The organism is Frigoribacterium sp. ACAM 257 (assembly GCF_007954365.1).
Classification (GTDB): Bacteria; Actinomycetota; Actinomycetes; order Actinomycetales; family Microbacteriaceae; genus Frigoribacterium.
Genome location: NZ_VOLO01000003.1, coordinates 378,673 through 397,901 on the forward strand (window position 1 = coordinate 378,673; position 19,229 = coordinate 397,901).

General features: G+C 72.8%; 15 protein-coding genes. 7 read left to right on the plus strand and 8 right to left on the minus strand.

Annotated features, from left to right (window positions below; translation table 11 throughout):
• Nucleotides 1-170: 170 nt before the first annotated feature.
• Nucleotides 171-1,688, plus strand: coding sequence for a glycine betaine/L-proline transporter ProP (gene proP / locus ES689_RS11625; protein ID WP_146904485.1), 1,518 nt, complete (start codon nucleotides 171-173; stop codon nucleotides 1,686-1,688).
• A 136-nt stretch (nucleotides 1,689-1,824) separates the two neighbouring features.
• Here the strand turns inward: proP and ES689_RS11630 are convergent, their stop codons facing one another.
• Genes ES689_RS11630 through ES689_RS11645 form a run of 4 tightly spaced genes read right to left on the minus strand, consistent with a single transcriptional unit; the run spans nucleotide 1,825 to nucleotide 7,022 of the window.
• The gene (locus ES689_RS11630; protein WP_146904488.1) at nucleotides 1,825-3,462 is read right to left on the minus strand and encodes an ABC transporter ATP-binding protein; all 1,638 of its coding nucleotides are present in this window, start codon (nucleotides 3,460-3,462) and stop codon (nucleotides 1,825-1,827) included.
• Nucleotides 3,459-4,337, minus strand: a complete 879-nt coding sequence (locus ES689_RS11635) for an ABC transporter permease (protein ID WP_146904491.1) — start codon at nucleotides 4,335-4,337, stop codon at nucleotides 3,459-3,461. The genes ES689_RS11630 and ES689_RS11635 overlap by 4 nt, the downstream gene beginning before the upstream one ends.
• Nucleotides 4,334-5,407 carry an ABC transporter permease gene (locus ES689_RS11640; protein ID WP_146904494.1) on the minus strand — a complete coding sequence of 358 codons (1,074 nt, stop codon included), beginning with the start codon at nucleotides 5,405-5,407 and terminating at the stop codon, nucleotides 4,334-4,336. The genes ES689_RS11635 and ES689_RS11640 overlap by 4 nt, the downstream gene beginning before the upstream one ends.
• Nucleotides 5,385-7,022, minus strand: coding sequence for an ABC transporter substrate-binding protein (locus tag ES689_RS11645; protein WP_146904497.1), 1,638 nt, complete (start codon nucleotides 7,020-7,022; stop codon nucleotides 5,385-5,387). Before ES689_RS11645 ends, ES689_RS11640 begins: the two co-directional genes overlap by 23 nt.
• 89 nt (nucleotides 7,023-7,111) lie before the next feature.
• Between ES689_RS11645 and ES689_RS11650 the strand changes: the two genes are divergently transcribed.
• The gene (locus tag ES689_RS11650; RefSeq protein WP_191330391.1) at nucleotides 7,112-7,759 is read left to right on the plus strand and encodes a TetR/AcrR family transcriptional regulator; all 648 of its coding nucleotides are present in this window, start codon (nucleotides 7,112-7,114) and stop codon (nucleotides 7,757-7,759) included.
• Here ES689_RS11650 and ES689_RS15650 read toward each other — a convergent pair.
• Nucleotides 7,756-8,262 (minus strand): GtrA family protein, encoded by a 507-nt coding sequence (locus tag ES689_RS15650; RefSeq protein WP_223269561.1) that lies wholly within the window; start codon nucleotides 8,260-8,262, stop codon nucleotides 7,756-7,758. The two genes, ES689_RS11650 and ES689_RS15650, sit on opposite strands and share 4 nt — an antisense overlap.
• 285 nt (nucleotides 8,263-8,547) lie before the next feature.
• On the opposite strand from ES689_RS15650, the gene ES689_RS11660 reads away from it, so the two are divergent.
• Nucleotides 8,548-10,125 (plus strand): hypothetical protein, encoded by a 1,578-nt coding sequence (locus tag ES689_RS11660; RefSeq protein WP_146904515.1) that lies wholly within the window; start codon nucleotides 8,548-8,550, stop codon nucleotides 10,123-10,125.
• Nucleotides 10,126-10,207: 82 nt separating this feature from the next.
• Here ES689_RS11660 and ES689_RS11665 read toward each other — a convergent pair whose 3' ends face one another.
• Nucleotides 10,208-11,212, minus strand: a complete 1,005-nt coding sequence (locus ES689_RS11665) for a cation diffusion facilitator family transporter (protein ID WP_146904518.1) — start codon at nucleotides 11,210-11,212, stop codon at nucleotides 10,208-10,210.
• 281 nt (nucleotides 11,213-11,493) lie between these two features.
• Between ES689_RS11665 and ileS the strand changes: the two genes are divergently transcribed.
• The 4 genes from ileS (at nucleotide 11,494) to ndk (ending at nucleotide 17,082) form a co-directional block, all read left to right on the plus strand.
• Nucleotides 11,494-14,775 (plus strand): isoleucine--tRNA ligase, encoded by a 3,282-nt coding sequence (gene ileS / locus ES689_RS11670; RefSeq protein ID WP_146904521.1) that lies wholly within the window; start codon nucleotides 11,494-11,496, stop codon nucleotides 14,773-14,775.
• On the plus strand, nucleotides 14,772-16,175 hold the full coding sequence (locus ES689_RS11675) for a folylpolyglutamate synthase/dihydrofolate synthase family protein (protein WP_146904524.1): 1,404 nt from the start codon (nucleotides 14,772-14,774) through the stop codon (nucleotides 16,173-16,175). Before ileS ends, ES689_RS11675 begins: the two co-directional genes overlap by 4 nt.
• A complete protein-coding gene (locus ES689_RS11680; protein ID WP_146904527.1) occupies nucleotides 16,172-16,582 on the plus strand; it encodes a DUF4233 domain-containing protein in 411 nt (136 codons plus the stop codon). Before ES689_RS11675 ends, ES689_RS11680 begins: the two co-directional genes overlap by 4 nt.
• Before the next feature lie 83 nt (nucleotides 16,583-16,665).
• Complete coding sequence (gene ndk / locus ES689_RS11685; protein WP_146904530.1) at nucleotides 16,666-17,082, plus strand: nucleoside-diphosphate kinase; 417 nt, start codon at nucleotides 16,666-16,668, stop codon at nucleotides 17,080-17,082.
• Between the two features lie 78 nt (nucleotides 17,083-17,160).
• Here the strand turns inward: ndk and ES689_RS11690 are convergent, their stop codons facing one another.
• Nucleotides 17,161-18,084, minus strand: coding sequence for a thioredoxin domain-containing protein (locus ES689_RS11690; RefSeq protein WP_146904534.1), 924 nt, complete (start codon nucleotides 18,082-18,084; stop codon nucleotides 17,161-17,163).
• A gap of 99 nt (nucleotides 18,085-18,183) precedes the next feature.
• Complete coding sequence (locus tag ES689_RS11695; RefSeq protein WP_223269562.1) at nucleotides 18,184-18,816, minus strand: vitamin K epoxide reductase family protein; 633 nt, start codon at nucleotides 18,814-18,816, stop codon at nucleotides 18,184-18,186.
• Between the last annotated feature and the right edge of the window lie 413 nt (nucleotides 18,817-19,229).

A 19,229-nucleotide genomic window follows, 5' to 3' on the forward strand; every position in this document is an offset into this window, starting at 1 on the left:
GGCAGGGCGGGCGCGCAGGAGGCGTCGTGGTCGTCGGCGAGGAAACATGCGGTCAGGGCACTGTTGCGAGCACTGCACTGGATCTGACATGCCGGTCTCTGTTAGCCTCGTCCGGTTTTGCCCGACACCGTGGTCGCGCTCCGTCCGACCACCCGGAGGTATCCCGACACATGTCTGCCCGCAAGAACAGCCCGAAGGCCGCGCGCCGCGAGCTCACGACGGACGACGTCACCGTCGTCGAGGAGTCGATGCTCAAGCGCGCCGTCAGCGCCGCCGCGCTCGGCAACGCCATGGAGTGGTTCGACTTCGGCGTCTACGCGTACATCACGACGACCATCGCGCAGGTCTTCTTCCCGCCCGGGAACGACGCTCTCAACATCCTCTTCACCTTCGGCACCTTCACCGCGGCCTTCGTGGTCCGCCCGATCGGCGGCGCGTTCTTCGGTCCGCTCGGCGACCGCATCGGCCGGCAGAAGGTGCTCGCGATGACGATGATCCTCATGGCCGCGGGCACCCTCGCGATCGGCCTCATCCCGTCGTACGCGACCATCGGCATCTGGGCCCCGATTCTGCTGCTGCTGGCGCGCCTCCTGCAGGGCTTCTCGACCGGCGGCGAGTACGGCGGTGCTGCGACCTTCATCGCCGAGTACTCGCCCGACAAGCGCCGCGGCTTCATGGGCTCGTGGCTCGAGTTCGGCACCCTCGGCGGCTACGTGCTCGGCGCCTCCCTCGTGACCGCCCTGCAGCTCGGCCTGAGCGAGGAGGCGCTGCTCGGCTGGGGCTGGCGCATCCCGTTCATCGTCGCCGGCCCGCTCGGCCTGATCGGCCTCTACCTGCGCCTCAAGCTGGAGGAGACCCCGGCGTTCCAGAAGCAGCAGGCGGAGGCGTCGGAGCGCGAGCACCAGAAGGTCCCGTTCCTCAAGCTGTTCCGCGAGAACTGGCGTGCGCTGATCGTCTGCGTCGGCCTCGTGCTGGTCTTCAACGTGACCGACTACATGCTGCTCTCGTACATGCCGACCTACCTGACGAACACCCTCGGCCGCGACGCCACCAGCGGGCTGCTGTTCATCATCGTCGTGATGGTGCTGATGATGCTCGTCATCACCTTCGGCGGGCGGCTCAGCGACCGCTTCGGTCGCCGGCCCGTGCTCTTCGCCGGCTGCATCGGGTTCCTGGTGCTGTCGTTCCCGGCGCTCCGCATGGTGCAGAGCGACAACGGCGTGCTGTCGTTCGCGGGCCTGCTCGTGCTCGGCCTCGTGCTGGTCACCTTCACGTCGACGATGCCCTCGACGCTGCCCGCGCTGTTCCCGACGATCATCCGCTACGGCGCCCTCGCGATCGCGTTCAACGTGTCGGTGTCGCTCTTCGGCGGGACCACCCCCCTCGCCACGGAGGCGCTGGTCGTCTGGGCGGAGGGCCGCGGCTTCGGCTGGGCCCACGACATCCCCGCGTTCTACCTGATGGCCGCCGCGGTGATCGGCCTCGTCGCCGTCTCGTTCACCAAGGAGACCGCCAACGAGCCTCTGCTGGGCTCGGGCCCGTCCGTCGCGACCGACGCCGAGGCCCAGGAGCTGATCGCCGCGTACTCGGACGAGTCGAGCGACGTGTCGAAGTCGGACTGGGCGCTCGCGTTCGCGGAGTCCGGGCCGATCCAGATCGTGCGTCCGCCGGCCGACGACGAGGCCTAGCGCACGGCACCTCCCGTCGAGACCCCTCGGACCCGCGCGAACCCGCGTGCGCGCCGGGGGGTCTCCGCGGTTCTCGAGGGTGCAGACGCCCCGCGCGGGGCACGCCGTGGGCACGGGTCAGCGCGGCGGGTAGGCGCTAGGGACGCGCCGCGAGCAGGGCGCGCGTGTGCTCGTGCCGCGGGGCGGCGAACACCTCGGTCGTCGGGCCCTGCTCGACGACCCGTCCGTGCTGCATCACGGCGACGCGATCGGCCATGTGCCCGACGACGTCGAGGTCGTGCGAGATGAACAGGTAGGCGAGGCCCTCCTCGCGCTGCAGGTCGTCGAGCAGGTCGAGCACCTGCGCCTGCACCGAGACGTCCAGGGCCGACACCGGCTCGTCGCAGACGATCACCCGCGGGCGCGGCGCCAGGGCGCGCGCGATCGCCACGCGCTGCCGCTGCCCGCCCGACAAGGATGCGGTGCCCCGGTCGGCCAGGTCGGCCGCGAGCCCGACACGGCCGAGCAGCTCGAGCACGTCGCGTCGGAGGGCGCCGCTGCCGACCCGCGTGCGCCCGCCCGCCGTGAGAGCGTCGGCGAGGAGGCGACCGACGGGCAGCCGGGGGTCGAACGAGCTCGCCGGGTCCTGGTAGATCGCGCCGAGCAGGGGCCGCCGAGCACGGCGCTCCCGCTCGCGCAACGGAGCCCACGGCTCGTCGAGGAGCTCGACCGTGCCGGCGTCCGGGGCGTCGAGCCCGAGCAGGAGGCGCGCGGTCGTCGTCTTGCCGCTCCCGGAGGCGCCCACCAGGCCGAGGGTCTCGCCCGCGCGCAGCTCGAGGGAGACGCCGTCGACGGCCACCCGGTCGGAGGCGGCGCCCCTCGCCGGGAACACGCGGCGGAGGCCCGTCGCGGCGAGCACGACCGGTTTCGCGGCGTGCTGCGCCGCATCGGCCTGCGCGGGGGCGGGGGCAGGCGCCTGCGCGGGGGCGGGCGCCGGCGCGGACAGCCGCGCCCCGCGCGGTGCCCCGCCGGGCAGGGCGGCGACCAGCATGCGCGTGTACTCGTGTCGGGGCGAGTCGAGCACCTCGGCCGTCGGCCCGGTCTCGACGACCTCGCCGGCGCTCATCACGACGACGCGGTCGGCCAGACGGCGCACGACGCCGAGGTCGTGGCTGATCATCAGCACGGCGGTGCCGCCGTCCCGCAGCGCGCGCAGCCGGTCGACGACGACGCGTTGCACCTCGGCGTCGAGCGCGGTGGTGGGCTCGTCGGCGACGATCAGCTCGGGACGCACGGCGAGGGCGGCGGCGATCAGCGCCCGCTGTCGCAGTCCGCCCGACAGCTCGCCCGAGCGGGAGCCGAGCCGCGCCTCCGGCTCGGGCATGCCCACCTCGGCCAGCACCTCCAGGGCTCGTTCCCGCCGCTGTCGGGGCGTCAGCCGGGTGTGCAGCCGGAGCGCGTCGTCGATCTCGCGGCCGATCGGGCGGAGCGGGTCGAGCGAGACGAGGGCGTCCTGCAGGACGAGCCCCACACGGGCGCCGCGCACCCGACGCCAGGAGCGCTCGCCGAGGCCGGCCAGGTCGGTGTCGCCGAGCGTCAGCCGGCGGGAGGCGACCGTCCCGCCGGTGAGCCCGAGCAGCGCTCGTGCCGTGACGCTCTTGCCCGAGCCGGACTCGCCCACGATCGCGAGGCACTCGCCTGCGCCGAGGGTGAACGAGACGTCGTCGACGACGGGACCGGCGCCGAACGAGACCCGGAGGCCGTCGACGACGAGCAGGGGCGCGGCGGCGGTCACGAGGCTCCTCCGCCGCGGCGTGCGAGCCCGCGGCCGAGCACCGTCGCCGACGCCGCGGTCAGCACGACGGCGAGCCCGGGGAACACCGTCATCCACCACGCGCTCGTCACGTAGAGGCGGCCGGCCGAGAGCATCGCGCCCCACTCCGGTGCAGGAGGCGGCGCCCCGAGCCCGAGGTAGCTGAGCGACGACGCCCAGACGACCGCCTGGCCGAGGCCCAGCGTCGCGAGCACGACGACGGGTGCGAGCGCGTTCGGCAGGACGTGTCGCCAGAGCACCACGCCCGGACGGCGGCCCAGCACGACGGCAGCCTCGACCATCGCCGAGCGACGGACGCGCACGACCTGGCTGCGCACGATGCGCGCGTAGCCCGGCGCCGTCGCCAGTCCGACCGCGACGGTCGCGGGCAGGGCGCCCGGCCCCGTGAACGCGATGACGACGAGGGCCAGCAACAGGCCCGGCAGCGCGAACATGACCTCGAGGAGGCGCGAGACCGCCACGTCCGCCACGCGCCCGGGCAGGCGCCCGCCCCCGAAGCCCGCGGCCACGCCCAGCAGGACGCCGAGGCCGGTGCCGACGACCGTGGCGGCGACGCCGATGGACAGGCTGGCGCCGGCGCCGTGCACCATGCGCGTCCAGATGCCGCGGCCGGACTCGTCCGTGCCGAAGGGGTGCGCGAGGGACGGCGCCGTGAAGGCGTCGGTCGGCGAGACGGCGAGGGGGTCGGCGGGGGCGAGCAGCCCCGGGGCGACCGCCGCCACGACGACGAGCGCGAGGGCTGCAGCGGCGACGACCTCGGGGGCGCGCAGGCGAGTGCGAGGAGGCCCGCTGCGGGGCCGGTCACGAGGCGCCCGGGTGCTCGACGCGACGCTCACGACGCGCGCACCCGAGGGTCGACGAGCCGCTCCGCCAGGTCGCCGAGCGCCACCACGACGACGTACGACAGGGCGGAGACGAGGGCGACACCGGTGACGAGGGGGATGTCGCGCAGCGTGACGGCGCCGAGCAGGGTGCGGCCGAGGCCCGGCCGGGCGAAGACCGACTCGACGACGACGGCTCCGCTGAGCAACGACCCGAAGGCCCAGCCGGACAGCGCCAGGCCGGGCAGGGCGGCGTGCCGCAGGAGGTGCCGCCCGAAGAGCCCGGAGGTCGACTCTCCCCGGGCGCGGGCGGAGAGGGAGAACGGCGACGACGCGGCGTCCAGCAGGGAGTCCCTGGTCACCTGGCCGAGGAACCCGGCGACCGGCACGGCCAGGGTCACCACCGGCAGCACGAGGCCGATCGGCGTGCCCGTGCTCACCGGAGGCAGCAGGCCGAGCTGCGTGCTGAGCACCAGCACGAGCACGCTGCCGAGCCAGAAGTGCGGCACCGCCGCGGCCACCACCTCGAGGCCGGACGAGACCCCGGCAGCGACCCGACCGCCGAGCGTGGCCCACCACGCGGTCCCGAGCGCGATCAGCCAGGCGACCACGAGCGCGCACGCGGCCAGCACGATCGTCCCGGGCAGCTGGTCGAGCAGCAGCGCGCCGACGTCGGTCCGCAGTGAGTACGACGTGCCGAGGTCGCCCGTCGCCAGGCGGCCGAGCTGGGCCAGGTACTGCAGGAGGAGGGGGTCGTCCAGCCCGTACTGCTCGCGCACCAGCGCCAGCGCCTCGGCCGACGCCTGCGACCCCGGCCCCCCGAGGATCGCCTCGGCAGGATCGCCCGGCACCAGCCGGATCGCGAAGAAGACCATCGTCGCGACCGCCCAGAGCACCACCAGGCCGCCGACGACGCGACCGGCCAGCCACCGGGCCGCCGCTGCCGCCCGCCCGCGCCTCCTGCGCCCGGCCGTCGCGACGGCGTCGGCACGGGACGCCGAGGCGTCGTCCGTCGAGGGCGGTGCCGAGGAGGCGCGGCCCGCCGCGGCGTCGCGGCCCCGCTCAGTCGGTACGGGAAGCGTCATACAGGGTGACGGCCGAGACCGGCGGCAGGGCGCGGACGCCGGTCACCGACGAGCGGACGAGGTAGTGGTTCTGCTGGTCGTAGAGCGGCAGCACCGTGTAGCTCTCGAGGACGATCTCCTGTGCCTGCTGGTAGAGGTCGGCCCGCTCGTCGGGGTCGCTCGTCTGCGCGGCGTCGGTCAGCAGCTGGTCGAGGGCAGGATCGCTCAGCTGCGCCAGGTTGGCGAAGTAGCCGCTCGGCGCAGGCGTGATGCCGGCCGTGTCGTAGAGGATCCGCAGCACGTCAGGTCCGACCTTCGTGTACGGAGCGCTGACCAGGTCGTAGTCGTTCTCGGCGAGGGCGCCGTACCAGCTCGACAGGTCGAGGGGAGACAACACGACCTCGATGCCCAGCTGCTTCGCGCCTGCCTGGATCTGCTCGAAGAGCGACTGCTCGGCGGGGATCGACTGGTTCGTGCTCACGGGGAACTCGAGGGAGAGGCGCTCGCCGCCCTTGGTGCGGTAGCCGTCGGAGTCGCGCCCCGTCCAGCCGGACTCGTCGAGCAGGTCGCCGGCGGCGTCAGGGTCCACGTCGAACAGCGACTCGTCGGAGTACGCCAGGGGCTCGACGCTCGACAGGGCCGAGTACGACCGGTCTGCCGTGCCGAAGAAGAGCGAGTCGATGCCGTCGTTCACGTCGACCCCGGTGATGAACGCCTGCCGCACGCGCTCGTCGTCGAAGGGCGCCTTGCCCGAGTTCAGCTCGATGCGGTTCGCGGCGCCGGGGCGCGGGGCGTCGATCTCGTCGAGCGAGTCGTCCTTCTCGGCCGCGACCAGGGTGTCGGGCTGGACGTTGTCGATCACGTCGACCTGGCCGGCCTGGAGGGCGGCGTAGCGGGCGGCCGAGTCGGGGATGAACCGCCAGACGACCTCCTCCAGGTGGGCAGGGCCGTCGTGCTCGGCGTCGGCAGGCGGCGACGAGTAGTCGTCGTTGCGGCTCAGCACCACGCGGTCCTGCTTGGTCCAGGACTCGACCACGAAGGGGCCCGTGCCGACCGGTGACTCGCAGTTCGCCTCCTGGGGGCGCTCGAGCGCCTCCGGCGACTCCATGGCGAGCCAGGGCTGTGTCAGCGACTCGAGCAGCGCGCTGTCGGGCTCGCTCAGGTCGAAGCGGGCGGTCTGCGCGTCGACCGCCTCGACGCCGGTGACCTTCTGCAGGGCGAGGTAGCCGGTCGACGAGAGCGTCTCCGGGTCCTGCAGGTGCGCGACGTTCGCGGCGACGGCGGCCGCGTCGAAGGGCGTGCCGTCGGTGAACGAGACGCCGTCGCGCAGGGTGAAGGTCCAGCTGAGGCCGTCGCCGGACTCCTGCCACGAGTCGGCGAGCCAGGGCACGATCTCGCCCTCCGAGTCCTTGGACACGAGCGACTCGAGGTACTGCGTCGAGACGAGCGCCTGCGGGTAGTTGCCGCCGACGTGCGGGTCGAGGCAGGTGGGCTCGGCGTCGCCGGTGGCGTAGGTCAGCGTGCCGCCCTCTCGCGGGGTCCCGTCGTCGGCGGAGTCCCCGCCGGAGGCGCAGCCCGCGAGCAGCAGGGCGCTGGCCGAGGCGAGGGCGAGCAGGGGGAGTGAGCACGTGCGCATGGGGCTCCGGAGGTGTGCGGCGGGGTGGGGACGCTTGTTGAACTGAGTGCAACAAGGTCGTGGACGAGTATAGCGGCATGATTGACCCCATGTCAGACGAGACGACGTCCCGCAGCGCCCGGCCCTCGGGGCGGCCTCGTCGGTCGTCGGCCGACGTCCTGGCCGACGCCGCGGCCGAGCTGTTCCTCGAGCAGGGCTGGTCGCGCACGACGGTCGACCAGATCGCCCAGCGGGCCGGGGTGAGCCGCGGCACGTTCTTCAACTACTTCGAGTCGAAGGCGGACATGTTCTGGCTCGACCTGGATGCGACCGCTCTGGGCCTCGGGGAGGCCCTCCGCGCCTCCTCGGGCACGTCACCCGTGCGGAGGGTCGAGGCGGCGCTGGTGCAGCTGGCGGCCGAGCACCCCGCCGACCGTGTGCCGTGGGCGCTCACCCAGTCGGACGCGATGGGCCTCGGAGACGACCTCGTGGCGTCGGCGGCCGTGCGCCTCGTCCGGATCCGCGCGACGGTCGCGTCGTTCCTCTGCGAGGCCGCCGGCGCGCCTCGCGGGGAGGCCGGGGCCGAGGTCGCCGCGTCGGCACTGCTGGCGGCGGCGGCCACGGCCGTCGTCACGTGGGCACGGGCCGGCGTCCGCAGGCGGCCCCTCGACCAGGAGGTGGCGGAGGCCTTGGCCCCGGTTACCGACGGCCTCGTGGCCGACGGCCTCGCGGGCGCCGGCCACCTCGCCGGCGGCTAGGCCGTGGGGGTCGGGGTGGACGCGGTCGAGGGCGAGACCGGGGACAGCACGTCGTCGAGCTGGGCGCGCTTCGGGAAGACCCACTTGTTCATGGCCCAGTAGCGGAAGACCATGGCGAGCATCGTGCCGATCACCGGGCCGCTGACGAAGTCCGCGACCTCCTGCGCCGTGCGCGACACCCGCGGCACCTCGAAGCCCAGGCCGTATCGCGACAGGTACAGGGGAGCCGAGTTGATCGCCACGCCGATGACGCTGACGATGACGAAGAGCAGCATCTCCTGGCCGGTGTGGCGGTCGCCCCGATCGTCGAACGACCACTTCTTGTTCATCCAGTACGACACGATGGTCGCCACGATGATGCCGAGCGAGAGCGCGGTCACCGGGTGCTGGGGGATGACGAAGAGCTTCAGCCCGTAGTTGATGGCCATCGTGATCACGAAGCCGATGCCGCCGACCACGAGGAAGCGGAGGGCGGAGGGGTTGGCCTTGGCCAGTCGGATCACGGAGCGCACCCTCCGAAGATACAGGCGCTCCCTACGAAGGCGCCGGACGTTGTCCGCTCCGCGCACGCGCGCGGACGCGGGGCTGAGCGGGCGAGCGCGCGCCGGGAGGATGACGGTCTGTCCGACGAGAGGATGACATTCCGTCACGAGTGGGTCACGACGCCTCCGGGGGGCAGCCGCGCCGCCTATGGTCCGAGAAAGGGAGAACGAGTCTCTCCGGTCGTTCGCTCGGGGGTGGGTCGGGGCGGGGCGGCCCGTCGCCGACCCACGACGAGAGACCACGACATGAAGAACGACATGAGGGCCCTGCTGGCCTTCGCGACCGCCGTCACGCTGACGGCGGGAGGGTTCACGGCGGCCGCGGGGGCGGCCGCCGCCGAGGTGCCGACCACGGCCGAGCAGGCGTCCGCCGCGCCGGTGACCGAGTCGCCTGCGCCGTCCGCGGCACCGGTGCAGCCCGTGACCGAGGAGGAGTCCCCGACCGAGGGCGCGCCCGGACCGGAGGTGCCCGCGGAGTCGACCGGGCCGATCACCGACGCTCCTGTGCCGAGCGCCCCGCCCGTCGGCGCCGAGGCGGTCGAGCCCGCGGAGGCGGAGCCGACGGACACGGCCGCGGCGGCGGCCGTGGAGCCCGCCCCGGCGAGCCCGACCATCCAGACGCCCGCGGACGACTTCATCTCGGTCGACACGGCGGGCGGCGCCGTCGGCACCCGCGTGCCCGTGGCCGTCGGGGGCACGGCAGTCGCCGGGGCCGTCGTCGAGGTGACCTTCCGGCGCGGTGAGCGCGACGGAGCGACGCAGGCGCCCGTCAGCACGACGGTCGGCGACGACGGCACCTGGTCCGTCGCAGTCGTCCTCGAGAGCGGCGACTGGTCGTTCGCCGCCACCCAGCAGCTCGTCGACGTGGACGGCGTGCCCGTCAGCGACAGGTCCGCTCCGACTCCCGACCGGACTGTGAGGCTCTCGGCGCAGACTGCTCCTGCCCCGACGCTGGCCGGCCCGGCCGCCGGTGCGGTGTACGCCGCCGTCCCGGGTGCGCCGTCTCCCCATGATCGTCCCGCTGCTCGCGTGCCCGTCTCCGGCACGGGCACGCCCGGCGCCGTCGTCCGGTTCCTCCTGGACGGCACGGAGGTGCTCGAGTACGACGGCGGCCTGCTCGTCGGGCCGGACGGCTCCTGGGCCACGACCGTCCCCGCGCCCGCAGGCACCTACCGTGTCGCCGCGCTGCAGGACTACGTCGACGGCAGGAACGGCTACGTGAGCCAGTCGTCCCCGAGCGTCGTCGGCGAGGAGTTCACGGTCGTGGAGGCGGCTACCCTGCCCGCGCCGGTCGTGACGTCGCCGGTCTCCGGTGCGGTCTTCGACACGCTCGCCCCGGAGACCGACGGCTACGTCACCGTCACCGCGGAGGGCACGGGCGTCCCCGGGGCGATCCTGCTGCCCTTCGTGGGCACCGCAGCTGAGCTGGAGGACTTCCGGGCCCGCAACGCGGCCGGCGAGATCCTCCCGTACGACTACCCGATCGTGGTCGACGAGTCCGGTCGATGGCAGATCTCCGGGATGAACCTCCCGGGCACCTACTTCTTCACGGCCGTCCAGTACGACCCGAGGTTCTCGGCGCCGGTGTTCTCGGCCGAGGCGCCAGTGGTCGAGTTCACGGTTCGGGCGCCTGGCGCGGCCCCGACGAACGTCCCCGCAGCGAGCGGCACGTCGCTCGTCCCGTCCGCGGTGCGGCCCCCCGCGCCGAGCGCGCTGGCCTACACCGGTGCGGACCACGGCGGGGACGCGGCACTCGCCGGGCTCGCCCTGCTCGCGCTCGGCTCCGTCGCGACGCTGATCGGCCGACGCCGCCGACGGGCGTGACCCGCGACCGCGGCGTCTGACGCGCCCACGACGAAGGGCCCGTCTCCTCCGGGAAGGCGGGCCCTTCGTGCGGGGAGGCAGGTCAGCGACGCGGCTGCAGGCTCGGCTCGTCGGGCGTCGAGAGGGTGAGCACCGCCTCCTCGACGACGTCGTGCTCCTCCAGCTCGCGCTCGACGCGGCGGAGGGCGACGGCGACGTGCTCCTCGGTCTCGTCGCCCGTCATGTCGACCGCGGCGACGAGGTAGAGACGGCTCGGGCCGACGAACTCGGTGTGCAGGTAGGTGACGCGGGCGATCTCGGGCCGGGCGAGCAGACGCTCGAGCACCGTCGTCTCGAGCTCGTCGCTCGGGCTCTCGCCGACCAGGAACCGGCGGTTGCGGTCGACGAGCACGAGGGCGACGACCCCGAGCAGGACGCCGACGAGGATCGAGCCGACCGCGTCGAAGACGGCCGAGCCGGTGACCTGGTGCAGGAAGATCCCGAGGAACGCGATGAGCAGGCCGACCAGGGCCGCCGCGTCCTCGGCGAAGACGGCACGCAGCGTCGAGTTCGAGCTGCGGAGCACGAAGCGCAGGGTGGGCACCTGACCGGCCCGGGCGCTGCCGCGGGCCTGGCGGAGGGCCTGGAGGAACGACGTGCCCTCGAGCAGGAAGGCCACCCCGAGCACGATGTAGTTCACCAGGTAGTCCTCGGCCTCCTCGGCCGCGCCGAGCTGGGAGATGCCGTGCTGGATCGACACCACGGCGCCGACGGTGAAGAGTCCGAACGCCGCGAACATCGACCAGACGTAGGTCTCCTTGCCGTAGCCGAGCGGGTGGTCGTCGTCCCTCTTCTTCACGCCGCGCTTGTCGGCGATGAAGAGGAAGATCTCGTTGCCCGTGTCGGCCCAGGAGTGCGCCGACTCGGCCACCATCGACGCGGAGCCGGTGAGGAACGCCGCGACGGTCTTGGCGACGGCGATCAGCAGGTTCGCGAGGAACGCCACGATCACCGTCGTCGTGCTCTCGGGCTTCGGCGCGGACCCGGCGCCGGACTCGGTGGGCGACTGGGTCGCCGCGGGCGACGCCGGGGAGGGCTCTGGTGTCATGCTGCTGATTCTGCACTGCCTGCACCTGATCGCGCCCCGCCTCCTCGGCTCGTATGATGGACGAGCACTGATCCGGCCATCACCGGGGAGCACTCGGCAGAACCCGTCGATCGTCCCGACACCGGGGCAGGAGGCGTCACTAGACCCGAGCGGGGCAGGCCCGTCACAGCCGCAGCAGAGAGGTCGTCCCGTCAGGGGCGGCAAGCGAGGTGGTACCGCGCCGACCGAGAACCCTCGGCAGGCGTCCTCGCGGACGGACATCCGCAGCACCTGGAGCCCCCATGGCCTACAAGCCGGTACCCGCATCGCCCCGGTTCCCCGACGTCGAGCAGGGCGTGCTCGCCTTCTGGCGACGCGACGACACGTTCCAGGAGTCGATCCGAGCCCGCGAGGGCCGCGACGAGTGGGTCTTCTACGACGGCCCGCCCTTCGCCAACGGCCTGCCGCACTACGGCCACCTCCTCACCGGCTACGCCAAGGACGTGTTCCCGCGGTACCAGACCATGCGGGGCAAGCAGGTGCACCGCCGGTTCGGCTGGGACACCCACGGGCTGCCCGCCGAGCTCGAGGCCATGCGCCAGCTCGGCATCACCGAGAAGCACCAGATCGACGAGATGGGCATCGGCGCGTTCAACGCCGCGGCCCGCAGCTCGGTGCTGCAGTACACCGACGAGTGGCAGGGCTACGTCACCCGCCAGGCCCGCTGGGTCGACTTCGACGACGACTACAAGACCCTCGACGTCAGCTACATGGAGAGCGTCCTCTGGGCCTTCAAGCAGCTGTGGGACAAGCAGCTGGCCTACGAGGGCTTCCGGGTGCTGCCCTACTGCTGGCACGACCAGACGCCGCTGTCGAACCACGAGCTCCGCATGGACGACGACGTCTACAAGATGCGCCAGGACCAGACGGTCACCGTCGCGTTCCCGCTCGTGGGGGCCAAGGCCGAGTCCCTCGGGCTGACCGGCGTCGAGGCGCTCGCCTGGACGACCACGCCGTGGACGCTGCCGACGAACATGGCGCTCGCCGTGGGCCCCGACATCTCGTACGTGACGGTGCCGCACGCCCTGCTGCCCGGCGAGCGGACCGGCGACCAGCAGCTGCTGACGGGCAGCGTGTTCCTGCTCGCCGCCGACACCCTCGCCGCCTACGCGAGAGACCTGGGCTACGAGTCGCCCGAGGCGGCTCAGACCGCCGTCACCGCGACCTTCGCCGGCGCCGAGCTGGAAGGCGTCGAGTACGACCGCATCTGGGACGTCTACGCCGACACGGAGGCGTGGGGCACCGAGAACGCCTGGCGCCTGCTGGTCGCCGACTACGTCGCGACCGGCGAGGGCACCGGCATCGTGCACCAGGCGCCGGCCTACGGCGAGGACGACCAGCTCGTCTGCGCCGCCGCGGGCATCCCCGTCATCGTCTCGGTCGACGAGGCCGGCAAGTTCCTTCCGATGTTCGACGAGCTCGGCGTCGCCGGGCTGCAGGTGTTCGAGGCCAACAAGGTGCTCGTGCAGCGCCTCCGCGCCGACGGCCGCCTCGTGCGGCTCGCGAGCTACGAGCACAGCTACCCGCACTGCTGGCGCTGCCGCAACCCGCTGATCTACAAGGCCGTCTCGAGCTGGTTCGTCCGCGTCACCGACGTGCGCGACCGGATGGGCGACCTCAACCAGCAGGTCACGTGGGTGCCCGAGAACGTGAAGGACGGCCAGTTCGGCAAGTGGGTCGCGGGCGCCCGCGACTGGTCGATCTCGCGCAACCGCTACTGGGGCTCGCCGATCCCCGTCTGGCGCAGCGACGACCCGACCTACCCGCGGACCGACGTCTACGGCTCGCTGGCCGAGCTCGAGGCCGACTTCGGCCGCCTCCCGACGAACGAGCAGGGCGAGCCCGACCTGCACCGCCCGTACATCGACGACCTGACCCGGCCGAACCCCGACGACCCGACCGGGCACAGCACGATGCGCCGCATCGAGGACGTCTTCGACGTCTGGTTCGACTCGGGCTCGATGCCGTTCGCGCAGGTGCACTACCCGTTCGAGAACGAGGAGTGGTTCGAGACCCACGCCCCCGCCGACTTCATCGTCGAGTACATCGGGCAGACACGCGGCTGGTTCTACGTCATGCACGCGCTCTCGACGGCGCTGTTCGACCGGCCCGCGTTCTCGAACGTGATCAGCCACGGCATCGTGCTGGGCTCCGACGGCCAGAAGATGTCGAAGAGCCTCCGCAACTACCCCGACGTCTCGGAGGTCTTCGACCGCGACGGCGCCGACGCGATGCGCTGGTTCCTGATGTCGAGCTCGGTCATCCGCGGCGGCAACCTCGTCGTCACCGAGGAGGGCATCCGCGAGGGCGTCCGGCAGTTCCTGCTGCCGCTGTGGAGCACGTACTACTTCTTCACCCTGTACGCGAACGCCGCCGACGGAGGCAGCACCGGGGGCGAGGGCCGACACGTCGCGGACGGCCTCGTCGCGACCTGGCGCACCGACTCGACCGACGTGCTGGACCGGTACCTGCTGGCGAAGACGCGCCTCCTCGTCACCGACGTCCAGCGGCACCTCGACGCGCTCGACTCGCCGCTCGCGGCCGGTGCCCTGCGCGACTTCGCCGACGTGCTCACCAACTGGTACGTGCGCCGGTCGCGCGACCGCTTCTGGTCGGGCGACGACCGCGACGCCTTCGACACGCTGTTCACCGTCCTCGAGACGGTCACGCGGGTGGCCGCGCCCCTCGCGCCCCTCGTGACGGAAGAGATCTGGAAGGGCCTCACCGGCGGCCGCAGCGTGCACCTCACCGACTGGCCCGACGCCTCGGCGTTCCCCGAGGACGACGCCCTCGTCGCCTCGATGGACGCCGTCCGCGCGATCGCGTCGTCGGGCCTGGCGCTCCGCAAGGCGACCGGCCTGCGCGTGCGCCTGCCGCTCGCGCGCCTCACCGTCGTCGCGCCCGATCCGGCCGGCCTCGAGCCGTTCGGCTCGATCCTGCGGGACGAGCTGAACGTCAAGGAGGTGGCGTTCACGCCCCTGACGGAGGAGAGCCTCGGCGAGTGGGGCGTCACCCGCAAGCTCACCGTCAACGCCCGCGCCGCCGGTCCCCGCATCGGCAAGCAGGTGCAGCAGGTCATCCCGGCCGCGAAGAAGGGCGACTGGGCCCCGGCCGGCGAGAACGTCGTCGTCGGCGGCGTCGAGCTGCTGCCGGGCGAGTTCACCCTCGAGCTCGCCGTGGACGACCCGTCGGCCGCGATCGCCTTCGTCGGCGACGGCGGCTTCGTGCTGCTCGACACCGCCACGACGCCCGAGCTCGAGGCCGAGGGCCTTGCCCGCGACGTCGTCCGGGCCGTGCAGCAGGCACGCAAGGCCGCGGGCCTCGACGTCTCCGACCGGGTCGTGACGACGGTGGCGACCGACGCGGCCGCGGCCGCGGCGCTCGCGACGCACCGCGACATGGTGCAGGCCGAGACCCTGACGACCGAGCTGGTCGTCGACGTGCAGGACGACGTCGCGGGACGCGACGGGAAGGTCGCGGTCGGCTCCGGCTCGGCCGTGACGGTGGAGGTGCGACGAGCGTGAGCCCGAAGAAGAGCAAGAAGGACGACGGCGCGGGCCAGGGCGACGGCGAGTTCGCCGCCGAGGCGACCCGGGTGCACGACGAGCTGCTGGCCCGCGTGGGGGAGTCCGCCCCCGAGCCTCGCCTGTCGGCCACCCGCCGGGCTGTCGAGCTGCTCGGCGACCCGCAGCGCGCCTACCCCGTGATCCACATCACGGGCACCAACGGCAAGACGTCGACGAGCCGCATGATCGAGAGCGTCCTGCGCGCGCACGGGTTGCGGACGGGCCTCATGACGAGCCCGCACCTGGTGCGCCTCAACGAGCGCATCGTCGTCGACGGCGAGCCGATCAGCGACGAGCGTCTCGTCGCCAACTGGGACGACATCCAGCCCTACCTGACGATGGTCGACACCGAGCTCGAGGCGGCGGGCGAGCCGACGCTCACGTTCTTCGAGGCGCTGACCGCGCTCGCCTTCGCGTGCTTCGCGGACGCCCCGGCCGACGTCGTGGTGCTCGAGGTCGGCATGGGCGGCGAGTGGGACAGCACGAACGTGGCCGACGGCCAGGTCGCCGTCTTCACGCCGATCGCGCTCGACCACCAGGCCCGGCTGGGCTCCACCGTCGAGGCCATCGCCCGGACAAAGGCGGGCATCGTGAAGCCGGCGGCCTCCGTCGTCAGCGCTGCCCAGCTGCCGGAGGCGCTGGCCGAGCTGCAGCGCGCGGCCGAGCTCACGGAGTCCTCGCTCGCCGTCGAGGGCGTCGCCTTCGGCGTCGAGTCGACGACGGTGGCGGTGGGCGGCCAGGTCGTCACGATCCGCGGCGTGGCCGGCCGCTACGAGGACCTGCTCCTGCCGCTCTTCGGCGACCACCAGGCGCAGAACGCAGCCGTCGCCGTGGCCGCCGTCGAGTCGTTCCTCGGCAGCGGCAGCCAGGCGCTCGACCACGACGTGCTCGCCGAGGGGCTCGCCGCGGCCACCTCGCCGGGGCGGCTGCAGATCGTGGCGAACGAGCCGACGATCCTCGTCGACGCGGCGCACAACCCGCACGGCGCCCGCGCCCTGGCGAAGGCCGTCGACGACTACTTCCAGTTCGGGCGCGTCGTCGCGGTGATCTCGGTCCTCGCCGACAAGGACGCCGCCGGCATCGTGCGGGCACTCGCCGGCACGGTCGACCAGTTCGTCGTCACGCAGAGCGGCTCCGACCGCTCCGTCGACGCCGACGAGCTCGCGGCCGTCGCCGTGGGCGTCGTCGGCCCGGGTCGGGTCGTCGTGGAGACGGATCTCGTCTCGGCGCTCCGCACGGCGCGCGACCTCGCCGACGAGGCCGAGGGCGACGAGCCCGGCGGCGTCGTCGTGACGGGGTCGATCACCCTGGTCGGCGACGTGCTGACGCTCTCGCAGTCCGAGGGCGGGCTCTCGTGACGGAGGCACCGCCTCCTGAGGGGCCGGCCGGTCCTGCCCGGCCGACGCGGCGGGCACGTCGACGCGGCGCCGCCGAGAGCCTGCTCTCGATCGTGCTCGTGCTCGAGGCCATGTCGCTGTTCTTCGTCATGCTGGTCGTCAACGGTCGTGGCCTCCTGCCCACGGGCGTCGCCTTCGGCGGCGGCCTCGGCGCCATCGTCCTGGTCCTCCTCGTGTCGCGCACGCTGCGCTGGCGGTGGGGGATCGCGCTCGGCTGGCTGGTCCAGCTCGGGCTCGTCGCCTGCGGACTGCTCGATCCCGTCATGTACGTCGTCGCGGCCCTCTTCATCGCGATCTGGACCTACTGCCTCGTCAAGGGCACCCAGCTCGACCGCATGAACGCGGCGCGCTTCGGCCCGCAGCCCTGACGGACGGCCCTGCCGTGGCCAGCCTGACCACCAGCCACCCGAACTCCTCCCCACCACCACCCGCCCCACACGAAGGAGCACCAGTGACCGACCTCCAAGAGACCCTCGTCCTCGTCAAGCCCGACGGAGTCGCCCGCGGCCTGACCGGCGAGATCCTCCGCCGCATCGAGGCGAAGGGCTACTCGCTCGTCGACCTGCGCCTCGTCCAGGCTGACCGCGACCTGCTCGCGCAGCACTACGAGGAGCACGTCGGCAAGCCGTTCTACGAGCCGCTCGTCGAGTTCATGCAGAGCGGCCCCACCGTCGCGATCCGCGTCGCGGGCAACGGCGTGGTCCCCGGCTTCCGCTCGCTGGCCGGCACGACCGACCCGACCACCGCGGCCCCCGGCACCATCCGCGGCGACCTCGGCCGTGACTGGGGCCTCGCCGTCCAGCAGAACCTGGTGCACGGCAGCGACAGCCCCGAGAGCGCCGCGCGCGAGCTCGCTCTCTGGTTCTGAGTCATCTGACGTGAAGGAGGGGCGGTGCCGGTCGAGACCGGCACCGCCCCTCCTTCGTCCTTCGAGACGACAGGCCGGTCAGGGGGTCGGCGTGGCCGTCGACTCGGGCAGCTCGCCCGTGCTCGTGTCGTCGGTCGGCTGGCCCGCGACGACCTCGTCCACGAACTGCGCGAACGCGGCCGCGTCGGTCGGCGAGCCCTGGTACTGCTGACCGTTGACCAGCACGGTCGGCGTCGCGGTCACCGCGGCGAGGTCGGAGTTCGGCACGGGGTCGTTGAGCGCGCGCTCGGTCGCCGACGCGACCCAGTCGGTGAACTCCCCGTCCGAGATGCAGGAGGCGACGGCCGGGTCGTCGGCGCCGGCGCCCTGCACCAGCGTGACCAGCTCGTCGTTCGTCAGGCCGCGGGTGTTCTCGGCCGGCTGCTGGGCGAACAGGGCGGTGTTGACGTCGAGCGCGGTGTCGGGCTGGTAGTTCGCGACGCACGCCAGGGCGTTCGCCGACCTCGTCGAGTACTTCGACCCGAGGCTCGCGTTGTCGAGGAACCCGAGAGGGTGGATCTCGAGGTCGGCCGCCCCCTGGGTGACCCAGGTCTCGAGCTGCTCGGCGTTGGTCGTGTCGAACTGGCCGCAGTACGGGCACATGTAGTCGAGGTAGACGACGATGCTCGGCTTCTCGGCCGTGCCCGCCGCGGAGGGCGTGGGCGAGCCGTCGGCAGGCGTCGCGTCCGTCGTCACGGCCGAGACGGTGGTGCCGTCGCCCGAGAGGACGCCGCCGTCGCTGGCCATGTTCAGGGGACCGGCGCCCGCCGGCGCGAGGGACCGCGTGACGACGAGGGCCACGACGGCCAGCACGGCGAGCACGCCCACGACGAGGCCGCCCTGCAGGGCCCACTTGTTGCGGCGACGGCGCTTGGCCTCGGCCTCGCGCGTGACGCGGGCCTTCTCCCGGGCGGACTCCCGTCGCTCGCGCTTGGTCTCTCCTGGTCCGGCTGGTGGGGTCATGGGTCCTCGCTCGTCGGTGCTGGTGCTGGTGCTGGTGGGCGGCGGCGATGAGCGGCCTCGACGACCCTCTCGCACCTCCCCATGGAGAGGCTGAGCGGATCAGCCGAGCAGGGTGGGCAGGAGGAGCGGGAACTGCACGAGGATCACCGTCGCCACGACGATGTAGTTCAGCACGGGCAGGATCCACGAGAACGGCAGGAAGGCCGCGGCCGCCCTCTGGACCCGGCCGTGAGGCACGGTCACGCCGCGGGCGAGTCCCCACACCAGGAGGATCCAGAAGAGCGGGATGGTGACCGACCAGACGAGCATGCACCACGGGCAGAGGGCGCCGATGACGAACACCGTCTGCGTGAACAGCCACGTGATGAAGACCCAGGCCAGGAAGGTGCCCGTGGTGAGGGCGACCCAGAACCACCGGGCGAACCTGGCGCCGGCGAGCAGTGCCACGCCCACGGCGACGGGGGCCGCGAACCCGATCAGGCCGAGGATCGGGTTGGGGAACCCGAACAGCGACGCCTGCCAGCTGTCGATGACGGGGGAGCAGCCGACGAACGGGTTGACGTCGCAGCCGAGCGACGCGGTCGGGTTCTCGAGCAGCCTGAACTTGTCGACCGTGAGGGCGAACGACCCGAGCAGTCCGACGAGCCCCGCGATAACCAGGAGGACGGCCGGGACGACGACGGGGCGACCCGTCGACGGGTGGGTGCGCTGAGGTGCTCTCTGCTCGGTCACGACGACGATCATCTCACCGTCCCGATCGTGGTCCGCGGTGAGGCGTGCGATAATCGAGCCAGTCGCGGGGCGAAGGTCCCGTGATCAAGACTTTCCGGGCCGTGCTGCACCGCGGGTCCGTCTGAGGGTCGGCCTCCACGAGTGGCCGTCCCGCCGGGCGGACGTCGTCAGGTGGCAGCGAGATCCGGGCCAGGGCGCAGTCGCCCACCGCCGGACAGCCAGTTCCGGACAGAGCAACGAAGAACCTGACGTCGACGAACGACATCCGGGGAGACGCCCGCAGAGACGGGTGTCGGCTCCGGCTGACCGAACGCGACGTCGCTGACGATGCGCGCCGTGAGAGGGCGCGGTGGTCGCAGGCAGGTGCACAGCGCCTCCCGGCCACGACACGAGACCACCCGGCGACGGCGATG